This is a genomic window from Phytopseudomonas dryadis (assembly GCF_004327355.1).
Taxonomy (GTDB): Bacteria; Pseudomonadota; Gammaproteobacteria; order Pseudomonadales; family Pseudomonadaceae; genus Aquipseudomonas; species Aquipseudomonas dryadis.
In genome coordinates, this window is record NZ_QJUM01000020.1 from 61,253 (window position 1) to 78,852 (window position 17,600).

The 17,600-nt window shown below is 68.5% G+C and carries 15 protein-coding genes; 9 read left to right on the top strand and 6 right to left on the bottom strand.

What is annotated here, in order from left to right:
* The first annotated feature begins 8 nt into the window (after nt 1-8).
* Nucleotides 9-785: a DUF1835 domain-containing protein gene (locus tag DNK34_RS17000; protein WP_131176219.1), complete on the top strand. Its 777-nt coding sequence runs from the start codon at nt 9-11 to the stop codon at nt 783-785.
* Between the two features lie 437 nt (nt 786-1,222).
* Here DNK34_RS17000 and DNK34_RS17005 read toward each other — a convergent pair whose 3' ends face one another.
* Nucleotides 1,223-2,014: an AraC family transcriptional regulator gene (locus DNK34_RS17005; protein ID WP_131176218.1), complete on the bottom strand. Its 792-nt coding sequence runs from the start codon at nt 2,012-2,014 to the stop codon at nt 1,223-1,225.
* A 100-nt stretch (nt 2,015-2,114) separates the two neighbouring features.
* Here DNK34_RS17005 and DNK34_RS17010 point away from each other — a divergent pair, with 100 nt between their 5' ends.
* The 8 genes from DNK34_RS17010 (at nt 2,115) to DNK34_RS17045 (ending at nt 11,213) form a co-directional block, all read left to right on the top strand.
* Nucleotides 2,115-3,107 (top strand): bile acid:sodium symporter family protein, encoded by a 993-nt coding sequence (locus tag DNK34_RS17010; protein WP_131176217.1) that lies wholly within the window; start codon nt 2,115-2,117, stop codon nt 3,105-3,107.
* A 392-nt stretch (nt 3,108-3,499) separates the two neighbouring features.
* A complete protein-coding gene (gene dapA, locus DNK34_RS17015; RefSeq protein ID WP_131176216.1) occupies nt 3,500-4,375 on the top strand; it encodes a 4-hydroxy-tetrahydrodipicolinate synthase in 876 nt (291 codons plus the stop codon).
* Between the two features lie 15 nt (nt 4,376-4,390).
* Complete coding sequence (locus tag DNK34_RS17020; protein WP_131176215.1) at nt 4,391-5,557, top strand: iron-containing alcohol dehydrogenase; 1,167 nt, start codon at nt 4,391-4,393, stop codon at nt 5,555-5,557.
* The gene (locus DNK34_RS17025; RefSeq protein WP_131176214.1) at nt 5,554-6,807 is read left to right on the top strand and encodes a four-carbon acid sugar kinase family protein; all 1,254 of its coding nucleotides are present in this window, start codon (nt 5,554-5,556) and stop codon (nt 6,805-6,807) included. The genes DNK34_RS17020 and DNK34_RS17025 overlap by 4 nt, the downstream gene beginning before the upstream one ends.
* Nucleotides 6,800-7,813, top strand: coding sequence for a 4-hydroxythreonine-4-phosphate dehydrogenase PdxA (gene pdxA, locus DNK34_RS17030; RefSeq protein ID WP_131176213.1), 1,014 nt, complete (start codon nt 6,800-6,802; stop codon nt 7,811-7,813). The genes DNK34_RS17025 and pdxA overlap by 8 nt, the downstream gene beginning before the upstream one ends.
* A 53-nt stretch (nt 7,814-7,866) precedes the next feature.
* Complete coding sequence (locus tag DNK34_RS17035; RefSeq protein WP_131176212.1) at nt 7,867-8,814, top strand: phosphoglycerate dehydrogenase; 948 nt, start codon at nt 7,867-7,869, stop codon at nt 8,812-8,814.
* 49 nt (nt 8,815-8,863) lie between these two features.
* The gene (locus tag DNK34_RS17040) at nt 8,864-10,306 is read left to right on the top strand and encodes an Nramp family divalent metal transporter (protein WP_131176211.1); all 1,443 of its coding nucleotides are present in this window, start codon (nt 8,864-8,866) and stop codon (nt 10,304-10,306) included.
* 145 nt (nt 10,307-10,451) lie between these two features.
* Nucleotides 10,452-11,213 (top strand): DeoR/GlpR family DNA-binding transcription regulator, encoded by a 762-nt coding sequence (locus DNK34_RS17045; protein WP_131176210.1) that lies wholly within the window; start codon nt 10,452-10,454, stop codon nt 11,211-11,213.
* Nucleotides 11,214-11,265: 52 nt separating this feature from the next.
* Here DNK34_RS17045 and DNK34_RS17050 read toward each other — a convergent pair whose 3' ends face one another.
* The 5 genes from DNK34_RS17050 to DNK34_RS17070 form a co-directional block, all read right to left on the bottom strand.
* Nucleotides 11,266-11,802: a hypothetical protein gene (locus DNK34_RS17050; protein WP_131176209.1), complete on the bottom strand. Its 537-nt coding sequence runs from the start codon at nt 11,800-11,802 to the stop codon at nt 11,266-11,268.
* Between the two features lie 178 nt (nt 11,803-11,980).
* Complete coding sequence (locus DNK34_RS17055; RefSeq protein WP_131176208.1) at nt 11,981-12,208, bottom strand: hypothetical protein; 228 nt, start codon at nt 12,206-12,208, stop codon at nt 11,981-11,983.
* Between the two features lie 51 nt (nt 12,209-12,259).
* Nucleotides 12,260-15,331, bottom strand: coding sequence for an efflux RND transporter permease subunit (locus DNK34_RS17060; protein WP_131176207.1), 3,072 nt, complete (start codon nt 15,329-15,331; stop codon nt 12,260-12,262).
* Complete coding sequence (locus DNK34_RS17065) at nt 15,328-16,422, bottom strand: efflux RND transporter periplasmic adaptor subunit (RefSeq protein ID WP_131176206.1); 1,095 nt, start codon at nt 16,420-16,422, stop codon at nt 15,328-15,330. Before DNK34_RS17065 ends, DNK34_RS17060 begins: the two co-directional genes overlap by 4 nt.
* Nucleotides 16,419-17,519 carry an efflux RND transporter periplasmic adaptor subunit gene (locus DNK34_RS17070; protein WP_131176205.1) on the bottom strand — a complete coding sequence of 367 codons (1,101 nt, stop codon included), beginning with the start codon at nt 17,517-17,519 and terminating at the stop codon, nt 16,419-16,421. Before DNK34_RS17070 ends, DNK34_RS17065 begins: the two co-directional genes overlap by 4 nt.
* Nucleotides 17,520-17,600: the final 81 nt, after the last annotated feature.

Sequence of the window (17,600 nt, forward strand, 5' to 3'; positions counted from 1 at the left end):
GAGGATCGATGTGGCATCTGGTATGTGGTGATAACGCGGTAGCGGCCGTGACCCATGTGATCGGCCGGCAGGCCGCCGAGGCTGGCTTGCGCGTGTTGCGCGACGATCTGGCGGTCGGTCCGCTGGGCGACGTGGACATGCCGCCCTGTAGCGCCCGCGTGGCTTTCTGGAGCGCGGTATGGCCCGAGGGGGTGACGCCGGTGCCGGATTTCGCCACGGAATTGCCCGCCGATGCGCGCTGGATCGCCGGGCTCGCCCGGCAGGAGAGGCCGGTGACCCTGTGGCACGGCGACAGTGCCAGCGAGCAATTGCTGCTGGCGCGGGTCGCCCATGCTCTCGAAGGCAGCCCACTGGCGTTATGGGAAGTGCCCTGCGGCAGCGGCGACAGCCGCGTCGAGACGCGCAAGGCGGTGGCCATGCATCGCCCCGAGGAACTGGCGGCATTGGCCCGACCGCGCGAGGTCGATGCCGCGCGGCGCCGCTTCCTGGCCGCGCAATGGCGCGCTGGGCTGGCGGACAACGCGCTGATCCGCCGCTGGCAGGCGAATGCCTTCCACGGCGAGGACTACCAGGTTATCGACGCTGCCCTGCTGCATCATGCTTCCGCCGAGGAGCAGCCGCTGGCGCGACTGATGGCCGAGGTGATGGCGCGCAACGACGGTTTCTTCGCCAGCGATTACTTCCTGTTCTGGCGTGCCCGTGAGCTGGTAGCGGCGGGGCACTTGCAACTGACCAGGGAGAGTGGAGAGCATGGCTATGCTGGATTGCAGGTACGCCGATCCTAGTGTCGCGTCAACCCTGAAATGCCGGACGTAGATACCGCCTCGCCCCGAGACCTTGCCATGCCGTTCGGAGTCGGCGTGCCCATTGGTAGGCGTGTCGCCCCCTGCGCGAATCGATGGCGGCCGCCACCCGATATCGGTGCCGTGCGCACCATTCGCTCCGGGTCGGGGCTCCTACGCTAGCGCGGCAAACCGCCGACCGTGTAGGAGCGCCGCCCCCGGCGCGATGCGATGGCGGCCATCCCGCAGAGTCCGTGGTGTGGTCACCATTCGCCGCGGGGGCGCGGCTCCTACGCTAATGCGGCCCGCCCCCTACGAGAAGCCGTTCAACCGTCAGTTGGCCTGTGACGCGACCCAGGGTCCGAGCGCGTGGCGCCAGGGTAGGTTGCTGGGCCGCACCGGCTGCGAATAGCGTGGCCAGCGCGGGTGATGGATGGCGCTCAGCCGCGAAAGAACTCCCCCGGTGTGGCGCCGAACTGCTGACGAAAGGCGGCGATGAAGGCCGAGGTGGAATCGTAGCCGCAGAGCAGGGCCACGTCGGTGACGCGCTGGCCCTGCTCCAGCGGCGTGAGGGCGCCGAGCAGGCGCAGGCGCTGGCGCCAGGCGCGGAAGGTCAGGCCGGTGTCGCGCAGGAACAGGCGGCTCAGGGTCTTTTCCGAGGTACCCAGCCGCTCGCCCCAGGCCGCCAGGGTGCGGTCGTCGTCCGGCTGCGCCTGCAGGCGGCGGCACAGGGTGCGCAGGCGCGGATCGCTCGGCAGCGGCAGCGACAGGTGCACCTGGGGGGCGGCGCGCAGGCGGTCGAGCAACACCTGGGCCAGGCGCCCCTCGGCGCCCTGTTCGTCATATTCCACCGGCAGTTGGCTGAAGCTGCGGATCAGCTCGCGGGTCAGGGCGTCGACACCCAGCACCCGGCAACTGCCGGGTTGCGGATCGGCGCTGCCATCGTCCAGGTAGAGGCTGCGCATCTCGGTATGCGGCGAGCTGTGCACCTCGTGTTCGAGGCCGGCGGGAATCCAGATCGCGCGCTGCGGCGGCGCAACGAAACTGCCCGCCGCGGTATGCACGTGCAGCACGCCCTGGATGGCATAGGTCAGCTGTACCCAGGGGTGGCTGTGGCGCGGCGTGCCGGTCTGGCGGATCAGCGATTCGTTGCGCGCGTAGAGCGGGCGCGGCAGGCGATCGAGCTGGGGCACGCTGCGTTCGGTGACGCTGTGATGTCCGTTCGGCGACATGATCTGGCTTTATGGCGTTAGTCGGCAATGACGGCTCAGGGTAGAGTGAGCGCCTTTGCATGGCAACCGCGCTTGCCTTCGTTCGTTCGGAATCCTGCCCATGGCCCGCTCCCGTCTGCTCCCCGACAACTTCACCCTGACCCTGGTCGCCGTCGTCGCCACTGCCACCCTGCTGCCCGTCAGCGGCGATACCGCCGTGGTCTTCGGCTGGGTCACCAACCTGGCCATCGCCTTGCTGTTCTTCCTGCATGGCGCCAAGCTGTCGCGTGAAGCCATCGTCGCCGGAGCCGGGCACTGGCGCCTGCACCTGCTGGTGTTCAGTTGCACCTTCATCCTCTTCCCCCTGCTGGGCCTGGCGCTCAAGCCACTGCTGTCGCCCATGATCGGCACCGAGCTGTACCTGGGCATGCTCTACCTGTGCGCGCTGCCGGCCACGGTGCAGTCGGCCATTGCCTTCACCTCCCTGGCGCGCGGCAATATCCCGGCGGCGATCTGCAGCGCGGCGGCCTCCAGCCTGTTCGGCATCTTCCTCACCCCCTTGCTGGTGGCGTTGCTGATGGACGTGCACGGCGACGGGGGGTCGACCCTGGACGCCATCGGCAAGATCACCCTGCAACTGCTGGTGCCCTTCATCGCCGGGCAGATCGCCCGACGCTGGATCGGCGCCTGGGTGGGGCGCAACAAGAACTGGCTGAAGTACGTCGATCAGAGCTCGATTCTGCTGGTGGTCTACACCGCCTTCAGCGAGGCGGTGGTCGGCGGGCTGTGGCAACAGGTGTCCTGGCCGACGCTGGCGGCGCTGGTGTTCGCCTGCTGTCTGTTGCTGGCGCTGGCGCTGATCGCCACCAGCCTGCTGGGCCGGTGGTGCGGCTTCGACCTGGAGGACCGCATCACCATTCTCTTCTGCGGCTCGAAGAAGAGCCTGGCCACCGGCGTGCCGATGGCCCAGGTACTGTTCGCCGGTAGCAGCATCGGTCTGATGATCCTGCCGATGATGCTGTTCCACCAGATCCAGCTGATGGTCTGCGCAGTGCTCGCCCAGCGCTACGCCCGGCGGCCGGAGGCGACCGTGCCGGGGCCGTTGACCGAGTAACGGCATGCCGTGCAGGCCTTTGCTGTGCATCGGCCTGCGGCTCACGCCCGGATCGCCGCGACCAGCCGTTGGCGCGGCCACTGATGCCGTTCACCCGGCCCGCGGGACGTCACCCTCATCCTCCTGCAGACGGCTCGAAAGGGGCCAGGCCTGTCGCAGACACCCTTCGCAGGCTGCGCTGCCGGCTCATGTCTGCGCGGTTTTGTCGGCGCCCCTGCAACACCTTTCCTAGAGCGCTCGCGGCACCCTGCCGAAATGATCGGTATGATCAAATTTCTTTCTTTATATGATCGTATCGATCATTTTATGTAACCGTTCATCGGATTAAGGTCGACATTTTTGATTGATTCGATCAAAAGTGGTGACCATAAAAATCAAAACGGAGCTATCCGATGAACTTCACAGGCATTGTCCCCGCACTCGTCACCCCGTTCACGGCGCGTCAGGAAGTGGATGAGGCCGCGCTGGGCGGGCTGATCGAGAGCCTGATCGATGCGGGCGTTCACGGCTTGTTCGTGCTGGGTACCAACGGCGAGTTCTTCGCCCTTCGCGAGGACGAGAAGGTGCGCATCGCGCGCCTCACGGTCGAGGCCGCAGCCGGCCGCGTTCCGGTGATCGCCGGCACCGGCGCCTTCGCCACGCGTGACGTGATCGAGCTGAACGGCAAGATGGCCGACGTCGGCGTTCAGGCACTGTCGGTCATCACGCCGTTCTTCAATGCGCTCAGCCAGAGCGAACTGATCACCCACTACGAGACCGTCGCCGACGCCTCCGCGCTGCCGATCATGATGTACAACATCCCGGCCAAGACCGGCATGTCCATCGGCATTCAGGCCGTCGCCACGCTGTCGCAGCATCCGCAGATCAGGGGCATCAAGGACAGCGCCGGCAACTTCGACAACCTCGTGCAGATGATCCGCTACCGCAGCGACGACTTCGCCGTGTTCGCCGGCACCGATTCGCTCATCTACTGGAACCTGCTGGCCGGCGGCGACGGTGCCGTGGCCGCTACGGCCAATGCCGTGCCGAACCTGGTCATGTCCATCTGGACGCATTTCCAGGCCGGCGACCATGCCGCCGCCCGTGCGGCCCAGGAGGCCCTGCGACCGCTGCGGGACGCCTTCGCCCTGGGCACCATGCCGGTCGTGCTCAAGAAAGCCACGGATCTGCTCAACGTCCCGGTGGGGCCCTGTCGCGCGCCGACCGCGGCGCTCGACGAGGCCACGCTGCAGCGGCTCGAAGGGCTGCTGTCCGTCTACCGTCGCTGATTGCCGGAGAACGCCATGTCCCTCTACCACTTCCAGACCGTCAAGCACATCGTCCACGGCGCGCAGAGTCTGAACACCCTGGGCGACCGCCTCGGCCTGCTCGACACGTCGCTGCAGCGGGTGGTGCTGGTGACCCAGAACGCCATGCACCGCCTCGCTGTGACGACGCGGGTCGTCGGGGCGTTGCAGCAGCGCGGCATCGCGGTGACGGTGGTCGACGAGGTCGAGATCGAACCGACGCTGGATAATATCGAAGGCGTGTTCCGCCGCCAGATCGCGCCCCATGCGCCGGACGCGCTGATCGCCATCGGCGGCGGCAGCGTGCTGGACGCCGCCAAGCTGTTCTCGGTCATGCTGACCAACGACACCCCGCTCAGGGACATGCTCGGCATCGACCGGGTCGGCCGCCCCGGCAAGCCGACGGTGCTGGTGCCGACCACCTCGGGCACCGGCTCGGAGGTGACGCCCAACGCCATCGTCACCCTCCCGGACGAGGAGCTCAAGGTCGGTGTCGTCAGCCGTCACCTGCTCCCGGCCCTGGTGATCCTCGACCCGATCCTGACCCTCGGCCTGCCCAAACCCATCACCGCCGCCACCGGCATGGATGCGTTCACCCATGCGCTGGAATCCTTCATTTCCACCAAGGCGAACCCGCTCAGCGACACCTTCGCCCTGGAGTCCATGCGCCTGATCGCCGGCAGCATCGTCGAAGCCTACCGCCAGCCCGACTCGGTGCGCGCCCGTGGCGACATGCTGCTGGGCTCGATGTACGGTGGCCTCGCCCTCACCGCCGCCGGTACCGCCGCGGTGCACGCGCTGGCCTATCCGCTGGGCGGCAAGTTCCACGTCACCCACGGTGTCGCCAACGCCATGCTGCTGCCCCACGTGATGGCCTTCAACATGGACAGCTGCGCCGCGCGCCTCAAGCGCGCCGCCTGCGTGTGCGGCATCGCCCGTGACGGAGACAGCGACGAAAGCGCCGCCCGCGCGCTCATCGAGCAGATCGGCGCCTGGACGGCCACCCTCGAGATCCCGCAGAACCTGCGCGATTTCGGGGTGGCCGAAGAACACCTGGCGGACATGGCCGTCGCCGCCTCCAAGGTCACGCGGCTGATGGTCAACAACCCCAAGGCCCTGAGCCTGGACGACATACAGGCCCTCTACCGGCGACTGCTGCCATGAGCGCTGGCCTGCTGATCGTCGCCGACGACCTCTCCGGCGCCGCCGACTGCGCGGCCGGATTCGCCCGCCGGCTGAGCACCCGCGTGCTGCTGGATGGCTCGGCGGCACGGCTGTCCGAGGTCACGGCCCTGGATCTCGACACCCGCCGCCTGACGCCCCGCGAGGCGGCGCGGGCGAACCGGGCCATCGTCGAGTCGGGCGCATGCGCCGGGCTGGCCCTGTACAAGAAGATCGACTCCACCCTGCGTGGCAATGTCGCCGCCGAAGTCGCCGCGCTCGGTGGACGGGGCATGGCGCTGGTGGCGCCGGCGTTCCCCGCCATGGGCCGCACCACGCGGGGCGCCGTCCAGTACGTCGACGGCGTGCCGGTGGACCGCTCCGATGTCTGGAGCAACGAACACCTCACTGGCAGCGCCCACCTCGTGACCCTGCTGGAGGCGCAGGGCCTGCGCTGCGCCCACCTCGACCTGGAGCAGGTCCGCGCCAGCGGCACCCTGGAGGAGCGGCTACGCCAGCACCTGCTGGATGGTGTGCACGCCGTCATCGGCGACGCCGAGACGGATGCCGACCTGCAGGCCCTGGCCCAGGCATCCGCGCCCCTGCGTGAGCGGCTCTACTGGGTCGGCTCGGCGGGCCTGGCCCAGCACCTGCCCGCGGCGCTCGGCTACCCGGCGGAGCGGGCGCTGGAGGCCAATCCGCAGGGCCCGATCCTGACGGTGGTCGGCAGCATGTCCCGGCATTCCCAGGGGCAGGCCGAATACCTGCTGTCGCGAAGCGGCCAGGCGCACGAACGCCTCGATCCCCGGCTGTTGCTGGCCGCCGGCCGCCAGGCCGACCGCGAGGCGCTGGCCGAGCGCCTGCGCGCGCGGCTCGCCAGTGGAGCCGACCTGCTCGTCAGCCTGGCCCAGGAACATCGCGACCCGGCCCAGGCCACCCTGCTCTCGGCGTCCCTCGCACGGCTGCTGCAGGGCGCGTTGGGCGAAGCCGGTTCGCTGATCGCCACGGGCGGGGAAACCGCCCGCGCCGTGCTGAGCGCTGCCGGCATCGACGCTCTGCGTGTCCATGGCGAACTGCTGCCGGGTGTCGTGCTGTCGTCCGCCGCCTACCAGGGGCGGCGTCTCGGCGTCGTCACCAAGGCCGGCGGCTTCGGCCAGCCCGACACCCTGCAGCGTGCCTGGAGCGCCCTGCAGGCCGACGCCGCAACCCGCACCGACACGCCGTTTACGCTAGAGGAACCCCAGCATGTCTGAGCGCCCCGTCATCGGGATCACCATGGGCGATGCCGCCGGCATCGGCCCCGAGATCATCATGAAATCCCTGGGCCACGCCTCCGTCTACGCGCTCTGCCGTCCGCTGGTCATCGGCGACGCCCGGCGCCTGGCGGACGCCAACCGCATCGTCGGCGGCACGCTGCAGGTGAACGCCATCGAGCACCCGGAGCAGGCGCGCTTCCAGCCGGGCGTCGTCGACTGCATCGACCTTGGTCTGATCCCGCAGGACCTGCCCTACGGCCGGCTGTCGCCGATCGCCGGCGACGCCGCCTTCCGCTACATCGAGCGTACCGTGGAACTGACCCGCGACGGCCTGCTGGACGCCATCTGCACCGCGCCGCTGAACAAGGAAGCGCTGCATGCCGGCGGCCACCTGTTTCCCGGCCACACCGAGATGCTGGCGCACCTGACCGGTGTCGAGGAGGTCTCGATGATGCTGATGACGCCCATCCTGCGCGTCATCCACGTCACCACCCACATCGGCATCCTCGACGCCATCGCCCGGATCGAGCCGGGCCTGGTCCGCCGCACCATCGAACGCGCCCACGAGACGCTGCTGCGCGCCGGCATCGACGACCCGCTGATCGCGGTCTGCGGCATCAACCCGCACGCCGGCGAGAACGGCCTGTTCGGCTACGGCGAGGAGGCCAGCAAGATCCAGCCGGCCATCGAGGAACTGCGCGCCCGCGGCTGGCGCGTGGAAGGCCCGCTGCCGGCGGACACGCTGTTCTTCCGCGCCGGCCGCGGCGACTTCGACGCGGTGGTCGCGATGTACCACGACCAGGGCCATGGCCCGGTGAAGGTCATGGGCCTGGAAGCCGGGGTGAACATCACCATCGGCCTGCCGGTGATCCGCACCTCGGTGGATCACGGCACCGCCTTCGACATCGCCGGCCAGGGCATCGCCGACGAACGCAGCCTCATCGAAGCGTTGCGCCAGGCGGTCGAGCTGGCCACGCGCAAACGGAGCAACCGCAGCCCCTGAAAACCCTGCGCCCAGACCGACCGCTCCCACAAGAACAATACGGAGATCCAGCCATGCGCGTTGTCAGCACATCGCCTTCTTTCGCCCAGTATTCCCAGGCGCCACTGGCGTTACTGGCCGAGCACGGCATCGACTGCCTCAGACTTGCCGCCGACCTCACGCAAGAGGCCTTCATCGAACAGGCCAGGGACGCGCAGGCCGCCATCGTGGCGTTCACCCCCATCAGCGCCCGTGTGCTGGATGCGCTGCCGAACCTTCGCCTCGTCTGCAAGCATGGCGTCGGTGTGGACAACATCGACCTCGACGCCGCCCGCGAACGCGGCGTGTGGGTCTGCAACGTGCCCGGCGCCAACCGGCACGCCGTGGCGGATTTCACTTTCGCGCTGCTGCTGGCGCTGGCCCGGCGCATTCCCCAGGCGGATCGGCTCACCCGCCTTGGCGAGTGGCCACGGCTGTTCGGCGTCGGCGTGCATGGCAAGACCCTGGGCATCGTCGGGCTCGGTAACATCGGCCGGGAAGTGGCGCGCAGGGCGTGCGGCTTCGATATGCAGGTACTGGCCCATGAACCCTATCCCACGCCCGGCCTGGAGGCTCAGCTCGGCGTCGAGCTGTGCTCGCTGGACGAGCTCTGCGCCCGTAGCGATTTCATCAGCCTGCACGTGGGCCTGGATGCCGCTACCCGGCATCTGATCGATGCCGCCGCGCTGGCCCGGATGAAGCCCGGCGCCATGCTGATCAACGCCGCGCGAGGCGGCGTCGTCGACGAAGACGCGCTGCATGCGGCACTGCGCGACGGCAGGATCGCCGGCGCCGCGCTCGATGCCTTCGAGCAGGAGCCGCCCTATGGGAGCGCGCTGCTCGGCCTCGATTCGGTGATCGCCACCTCGCACATCGCGGGATACACGGAGGAGGCCCTGACTGCCCTGAGCCTCGCCTGTGTCGACAACGTCATCCGTGTCGCCCGGGGCGAGACCCCGCTCAATGTCGTCAACGCAACGTAAGCCGACGACTTCCGTCCACGCACCTTGCACAACGAAAAAGGCAGCCACCATGTCGACGATAACAAGAAAAGACGCTCGAGAAGAGGCCGTCCTGGCCGGACAACCGCCGCTACTGAAGGACCCCTACGCACTGCATGAAGACGACGTGCTCGAACCCCCGACCACCTGGGCCGGGCGGCTGAGCTATCTCGGTCCGGGTATCATCATTTCGGCCGCGGTGATCGGTTCGGGCGAACTGATCACGACCACGGCGCTTGGCGCCAAGGCGGGGTTCGTGCTGCTCTGGCTGGTCATCATCAGCACCGCGCTCAAGGTCTGGGTACAGCTCGAACTCGCCCAGTGGTCGATCCTCAATGGCAAGCCTGCGCTACAGGGATACAGCCAGATAGGGCCGAAGTTCTTCGGCATCGGCTGGATCAACGCGCTATGGATCCTGATGGATTTCGCCAAGGTTCTGCAACGAGGCGGCATCATCGGCGGCACGGTGGCGGCGTTCAGTATCCTCTACCCGGTCGTCGGTGAACCGCTGGGCACGCCATCCCTGGTGTTCTGGACGGTCATGCTCATCGCCGGGGTGGTCGCGCTTCTCTACACCAACCGCTATGGCATGCTCGAGCGCGCCGCTTTCGTCTCGGTGGTGATATTCACGCTGATCACCGTGGGGCTCGCCCTGGGGCTGCCCTTCACTCCCTTCGCCTATACCGGCTCGACGCTGCTCGATGGGCTGAGTTTCGCCATTCCCGCGGGAACCCTGGGGTTCGCGGTGGCGATGTTCGGCATCACCGGGGTCGGCGCCGATGAAATGACCACCTACACCTATTGGTGCATCGAAAAGGGCTACGCGCGCTGGACCGGGCCGAACAATGGCAGCGAAGCCCGCGCCAGACGCGCCGAAGGCTGGATCAAGGTGATGCGCACCGACGTCCTGATCTCCTGGGTCATCTGTACGCTGTGCACCATGGCGTTCTACGTGATCGGCGCCGCGGTCCTGCATCCGCAGGGATTGGTGCCCCAGGGCAACCAGATGATCACCACGCTCAGTCGCATCTATACCGACACCATGGGCCCCTGGGCGCACTGGCTGTTCCTGGTCGGCGCGATCACCGTGCTGGGGTCGACGCTGATCGCCTCCACGGCCAGCGTACCGCGGCTCTGGGCCAATACGCTCGGTCTGCTGGGCGTGATCGACTGGCAGGACCTGGCCGCGCGCCAGCGGGCGATACGCATCATGACCGTGGTGTTTCCGATCATATGGGCCATGGGGTTTCTGGTGATCCAATCGCCCGTGCTGATGGTACAGATAGGCGGCGTGGCCAGTGGTATCTTCCTGCTCGCCGTGGTCATCGCCGTCTGGCGATTGCGAGCCACCGAAGTACCCGAGCGTTTCAAGCGCAATCGCTTCTTCAGCGTGGCGTTGCTCTTGAGCAGCGTCGCCATCGTCGCGCTGGGGATCTACTCGACCGCCAACGTTTTCGGCTGGAGCATAGGCTGAGCCATGGCTGTCGCCGGTCGCATCCGTCCCGGGCATCGGGCGCCGTTACTCGGGCGGATCATCACCGCCAGGCAGGCACGGCCGGGCCCCGACTCGACGCGAGGAATTGCGCTAAAGTGGGCGTTTCATCCCGATGGGGCAGGTCATGAAAGTCGCCAAGCGTCGCCAACTGATCCTCGATCTGATCCACAGCGGCAATACCAATGTCGAGACGCTCTGTGGCCACCTCGGTGTGTCCGAGGCCACGGTGCGACGCGATCTCACCGCCCTCGCCGAGCAGGGGTTGATCATGCGGATCTACGGTGGCGCCGCCCATATCGGCACCCGGGAACCCGAAGCCTCGCTGCAGGAACGCAGTGGCCACTTCAGCTCGGACAAGGCCCGCATCGCCCGCGCCGCGCTGGCCCACATCGAGGACCATGACACCATACTGCTCGACGGCGGGACCTCCACGGCGGCGCTGGCCAAGCTGCTGGGCCAGCGGCGCGGGCTGCATGTCATCACCAACAACCTGCTGGCGGCCACTGCGCTCGGCGAACTGCCCGAGGGGCGTGTCACCCTGCTGGGTGGCGATCTGCGCAGCAGCAGCATGGCCACCTTCGGGCCGGCCGCCATGGCCGTATTGGAGCGCCTCACTGCGGACAAGGTCTTCGTCAGCGCCGACGGCGTCGTCGCCGGTCGCGGCCTGTGCGAGGCCAGCGCCGGGCAGTCCTACCTCAAGGAGCGGATGATCCAGCAGGCCGCCGCGGTGTTCATCCTGGCGGACGCCAGCAAGCTCGGCCGCGACCGCCAGCAGTACTGGACGCCGCTCAACACGCCCTGGACGCTGATCACCTACCGTGCCTCGGCGGATCTGCTCGCGCCGTTCGAAGCGGACCCCTGGTCACACGTGGAGCAGGCAGGTTGACGGGCAGAACCCGCGACATGCCCGCCGGCGCCGGCCCGCAGGATCGCTGGCCTCAAAGCTGTCTCGGCCCGTGCGCCAGTTCGCCGCTCAGGGCCATCTGGCGCGCCCATTGGGCGTTGCGCTCGAAGCCGTAGCGCTGCTGCAGCGACAGGGTCTCGCCACCCATGTACTGGGCCTGGCTCTGCAGCAACAGCAGGGCGCTGACGGTGTCGCCACGTTCGATATAGGCCGCGATCGCTTCGTCGATCAGCGGGTACAGGTCGTTGTGCTTGCTGCCGCCGCAGGGGATGGCGCGAAACCCCGCGCGCCGTTGCCACAGGGGGTCGTCGGCCAGCTCCGCCGGGCCGTCCGCCTGGCTGACCAGGAGGGACGACGCGTCGGCGTATTCCGGTAGTCGTTGCAGGATGCGTTCGAGCAGCACGATGGCCTCGTCCACTGCCTGCCGACCGACCAGCAGGCGCGCTTTTTCGTAGGCGGCCTGCGGCGCGTCGGGGTCTTGGCTGAAGTCGGGATGCTCCAGGTAGCCATCGTCATCCTCCAGGCCCTGCGAGGCGGCGAGAAAGGTGTCCAGGCTGGAGAAGGCCGGCACCAGGCTAATGCCTGTCAGTTAAGCGTTTGGCCCACAAAACGGCAGCTTGCCCTGGTCCTGTAGGAGCCGCGACCCCGCGGCGAATGGTGCCCACGCCTCGGATTCCACTGGATGGCGACCTCGCATCGCGCCGAGGTCGACGCTCCTACACGGGCGGCGGTTTGCCGCTCTTCTGCTCCTACAAAAACCTTATCTGATCGGCATTGGGCACCAGGCGCCCTTCGTCGTGGTAGGTCTCGGCCACCAGCGGCGCGCATCCCTCCTGGCCCACCGGCCAGTACAGGCCGTAGCTGTCGCCGTTGCCCAGGGCGTGCTCGGCGAAGGGCACGAAGCCCGGCATGCTTCCCGGCGTACAGACGCTGTCCAGGCTGATCTCGGCGACGCGATCGGGCAGTTTCAGGGGCATGGGCGGCTCCGTGCGAATGGGCTGGGCCACGGCAGTCTACCCCAGTGCCGCTCAGCCATCTTCGCGCGCCGGCTCCTGGATGCGGTAGCAGGCCACGTACAGCGCCGGGAGGAACAGCAGGGTCAGCAGGGTGGCGCTGAAGATGCCGCCGATCATGGCGTAGGCCATCGGCCCCCAGAACACTTCGCGGGCGATGGGGATCATGCCCAGGCTGGCCGCGGCGGCGGTCAGCAGGATCGGCCGGCGGCGGTGCTGGGTGGCCTCGATCACCGCCTTCCAGGGTGAGTCGCCGGCCCGTTCGAAGGCGTCGATCTGGGTCACCAGGATCACCGAGTTGCGGATGATGATGCCGATCAGCGCCAGCACGCCGAGGATGGCGACGAAGCCCATGGGCGTGCCGGTGGGCACCAGGGCCAGCACCACGCCGATCAGCCCCAGCGGCGCCACGCTGAACACCAGGAAGGTCTTGGCCACGCTGTGCAGCTGGATCATCAGGAAGGTGGCCATGAGGAACAGCATCAGCGGCAGCACGCTGGCGATCGGGCCCTGGGCCTTGCCGCTCTCTTCCACGGTGCCGCCGGTGGCGACGCTGTAGCCCGGCGGCAGCGCGTCGGCGAAGGTGCGGATGTCCGGTGCCAGGTTGGCGACCAGGTCGGTGGGCTGGATGTCGCCGACCACCGACGCCTTGAGGGTGATGGTCGGCTTGCGGTCGCGGCGCCAGACCAGCGGCTGCTCCAGCTCGTAGCCGACGCTGGCGAAGGCGCGCAGCGGGATGGAGGTGCCGCTGGGATTGACGATCTGCAGGTTCTCCAGGGTTTCCGGCGAGCTGCGCTCACTGTCCTCGGCGCGGCCGATGACGTCGATCAGGTAGATGTCGTCCTTCACCTGGGTCACGCTCACGCCGCTGACGATGCTGTTCAGCACATTGGCCACATCCTCGGAGGACAGCCCCAACTGGCGTGCCTTGTCCTGGGCGATGTCGATGCGCAGCACCTTGCCCGGCTCGTTCCAGTCGTAGACCATCTCACCGATGTCCGGGTTGCCGTCCAGCAGGGTGGCCAGCTCCAGGGCATGCTTGCGCACCTGGTCGACATCCTTGCCGCTGATGCGGTACTGGATCGGCCGCCCCACCGGCGGGCCCATCTCCAGCGGCTGGACGAAGCCACTGATGCCGACGAACTCCTCGCGCAAGCGTTGCCTCAGTTTGCCGATCAGCCGGTCGCGGGCGTCGATGTCCTGGCTGACGATCACCAGCTGCGCATAGAAGGGGTTCTGCAACTGCTGATCCAGCGGCAGGTAGAAACGCAGCGCGCCCTGGCCGATGTAGGTGCTCCAGCGGGCGATGTCGGGGTCGTCCACGAGGCTGGCCTCGAGGCGGTCGACCGCGGCGCGGGTCTCGTTGATCGAGGCGTTCTGCGGCAGGTTGAGGTCGACCAGGATCTCCGGGCGATCCGACGCCGGGAAGAACTGGCTCTGCACCTGGGTCATGCCCGCCAGGGAGGCGAGGAACAGCGCCACGGTCAGGCCGATGGTCCACCAGCGGTGGCGCATGGCCAACAGCAGACCCTGGTCGAAAGCCCGGGCGATGCGCCCCGGGCCTTTATCCTTGCTCTTCAGGCGCTTGGGCAGGATGTGCACGGCGATCACCGGGGCGAACACCACGGCCACCACCCAGGACAGCGACAAGGCCACCGCGATCACGGCGAACAGGGTGAAGGTGTACTCGCCGGCCGAACTGGCGTTGAGGCCGATGGGCACGAAGCCGGCCACCGTCACCAGGGTGCCGGTGAGCATGGGGAAGGCCGTGGAGGTATAGGCGAAGGTGCCGGCGTCGTGCAGCGAGTCGCCTTTTTCCAGGCGCGTGACCATGATCTCGACGGTGATCATGGCATCATCCACCAGCAGGCCGAGGGCGATGATCAGCGCGCCCAGGGAGATGCGCTGCATGGTGATGCCGCTGTACTCCATGAACATGAAGACCATGGCCAGCACCAGGGGGATCGAGCAGGCCACCACCAGGCCGGCGCGGATACCGAGGCTGACGAAGCTGACCAGCATGACGATCAGCACCGCCTCGAACAGCGCGCGGGTGAAACCGCTGACGGCTTCCTCGACCACCTCGGCCTGGTCGGAGACCACGTGCACGCCGACCCCCACCGGCAGGTCGGCGGCCAGCGCGTCCATCCTCGCGTGCAAGGCCTTGCCGAAGGACTGGATGTTGCCGCCGTCGCGCATGGCGATGGCCAGGCCGATGGCGGGCGTACCGTTGTAGCGGAACAGCGCCTGCGGCGGATCGGCGTAGCCCCGGCTGATCTCGGCGATATCGGCCAGGCGGTAGAAGCGCTCGTCGAGGCGCAGGTTGACGTTGCGCAGGTCGGCTTCGGAGGCGAACTGGCCGCTGGTGCGCACGGAAATGCGCTCCGGCCCGGCCTCGATCACCCCGGAGGGGGTCACCGCGTTCTGCGCCTGCAGGCTCTGCATCACTTGGGCCTGGTCGATACCCAGGGCCGCCAGCTTGCGGGTGGAGAAATCGAGGAAGAACACCTCGTTCTGCTGGCCGACCATCTGCACCTTGCCCAGATCGGGCACGCTGCGGATCTCGGCGCGCACCTGCTCGACGTAGTCGCGCAGCGCCCGCATGCTCAGGCCCTCGCCGGTGAAGGCGTAGATGGAGCCGAACACGTCGCCGAATTCGTCGTTGAACGAAGGACCCTGCAAGCCCTGGGGGAACTCGCCACGGATGTCGTCGACCTTCTTGCGCACCTGGTACCAGATCTCGGGAATGTCGCCGGCCTTGGTGGTGTCGCGCAGGAACACCATGATGGTCGATTCGCCGGGGCGGGTGTAGCTCTTCACGTAGTCAAGCGAGTCGAGTTCCTCGAGCTTCTTCTCGATGCGGTCGGTGACCTGGCTCAGGGTCTCGTCCACCGTGGCGCCGGGCCAGCGGGTCTGGATCACCATGGTCTTGATGGTGAACGCCGGGTCTTCCTCGCGGCCCAGGTTCAGGTAGGAAATGACGCCCATGAGCAGGGCGACGAACATCAGGTACCAGACGAACGACTGGTGGCGCAGCGCCCAGTCGGAAAGGTTGAAGCCGTCCTTGCGCGGCGCCTGCTGGTTCATGGTGCCACGCCCTCGTCGATGCGTATCCGTTGACCTTCGTGCAGCTCGCTGAGGCCGGCGCTGACCACCTTGTCGCCCGGGGCGAGTTCGCCCTCGACGCTGACCCGTTCGCCCTCGCGCCCGAGCACCCGGACCGGCCGCGGGCTGACGGTCTGCGCAGCGCTGTCGATGACCCAGACCCGCGGCTGGCCGTCGACCTCCTGTACGGCGCTGGCCGGCAGCACGCTGCGCGGCTGCACCGGCCGCATCAGGCTGACGCTGACCGCGGTGCCCAGGCGCAGCCCTGGCGGTGTCTGCTCCAGGGACAGGCGCGCGCGGCGGGTACGGGTGCCGGCGTCGGCACGCGGCTCCAGCTCGCGCAGGCGCCCACGGCTGGCGACCTTCGGCTCGAGTTGCGAGGCCACGGTGAACTGCACTTCAGCGTCCAGGGCGTCGGCCAGCTCCACCGGCAGGTCGAACACCGCCTCCTTGACCTCGGGACGGGCCAGGGTCACCACGTCCTGGCCGGCGCCGACCACCTGCCCGGCTTCGACGTGCCAAGCGGTGACCACGGCATCGAAGTCGCTGCCGAGGGTGCCGTAACCGAGCCGGTCGCGGGCCTGGCGCGCGGCGGCGGCGGCCTGGTCGCGGCTGCTGCGGGCGCTGCTCAGTTCGGTCTGCGCCTGCTCCAGTACGGCCTTGGCGCCGACCCCGCGGTCGAACAGCTCCTGCTGGCGGCGGGCGTTGGCCTGGGCGTTGATCCACTGCGCCTCGCTGCGGGCCTGGTCGCCCTCGCTGGCGCGCAGGGCGTTCTGCTGGTCGGTCGGATCGAGGATGGCCAGGGGTTCGCCGGCCTTCACCTCGGCGCCGGCATCCACCAGGCGCCGGGCCACCCGGCCGCCGACGCGAAAGCCCAGGGTGCTCTGCACCCGCGCCTCGATGGTGCCGGCGAAGCGCCCCAGGGCCTGTTCATCGAGCTGCTGCACCTCGGCGTAGAGCACGGGGCGGATCGGCGCCGCGGGGGCGTCGTCGTCGCAGCCGGCGAGCAGCACGGCGCAGGGCAGCAGGCAGGCCGCGGCGATACGGTGCGGTAACGGGCTGTGCACCTTCATGGCTGCTCTCCGGCGCTGCGATCGGTGGCGATCTCCACCCGCTGCCCGGGATGCAGCAGCTGTCCGCCGGCCACCACCACCCGGTCGCCGTCGTCGAGGCCGTCGCTGATGATCACCTTGTCGGTCAGGTAGCGGCCCACGCGCACGGGGTGCAGGGCGACCTTGCCCTCGGCGTCGAGTCGCCAGACCGCCGGTTCGCGCTCGGCCTTGGTCAGTGCCGACCAGGGCAACTCGACGCTGCGCGTGGCCGGGTTGCGCACCTGGGCGCTGACCGCGGCGCCCAGGGTCATGGCCGGCGGCGCCTGCTCCAGGCTCACCTTGACCTGCACCGTGCCGCTGCGCGCCGAGACCGTTGGCGTGACTTCGCGCACCGTGCCCTCGGCGCTGACCGTCGGGTCCTCGAGCAGGGTGACCTGCAGGCGCTGCCCGCTGGGGGCGGCGAGCAGGGATTCGTAGACGTTGAACACCGCATCGCGTTCGCCGTCGCGGGCCAGGCTGAAGACCGGCGCGGTGGCCTGCACCACCTGGCCGACCTCGGCCTGGCGCGCGGTGATCAGCCCCGCCGCCTCGGCGCGCAGTTCGGTGTAGCCGCTCTGCTCGCGGGCATCGGCCAGTTGTGCCTCGGCAGCGGCCAGGCTGTTGCGCGCGCTGCGTTCGCTGGCCAGGGCGCTGTCGTATTCGCTGCGGCTGGTGTAGCCCTTGGGCAGCAGTTGCTGCTGGCGCCAGAGGTTGGCCGCGCTCAGCTTGAGTTGCCCGCGCGCCGCCTCGGCCGCGGCTTCGGCGGAGCGCACGGCGTTGCGCTGATCCTGCGGGTCGAGGCGGGCCAGTACCTGCTCGGCCTCGACACGGTCGCCGACGTCGACCAGGCGTTCGACGATCTTGCCGCCGATACGGAACGACAGGTCGGTCTGCACCCGGGCCTGGATGTCGCCGGTGATGCTGGCGTCGGTGGCATAATCGACGATGCTCACCGTCGCCACCCGAACCCGCGGGTGCTGCGGCTCGGGCGGCGCCTGCTCGCCGCAGCCGGCCAGGATCGCGCAGGCCAGCAGGCCCGCGGTGGCGCGGTGCGAAACGAAGAAGGGGACGGACGGCATGCGGGCTCCGGCACGGTGGTCGATGCGATGGGCTGTGCAATTGCGACCGCGAGCACCGACGAACGGTTCAGCCAACCTTTG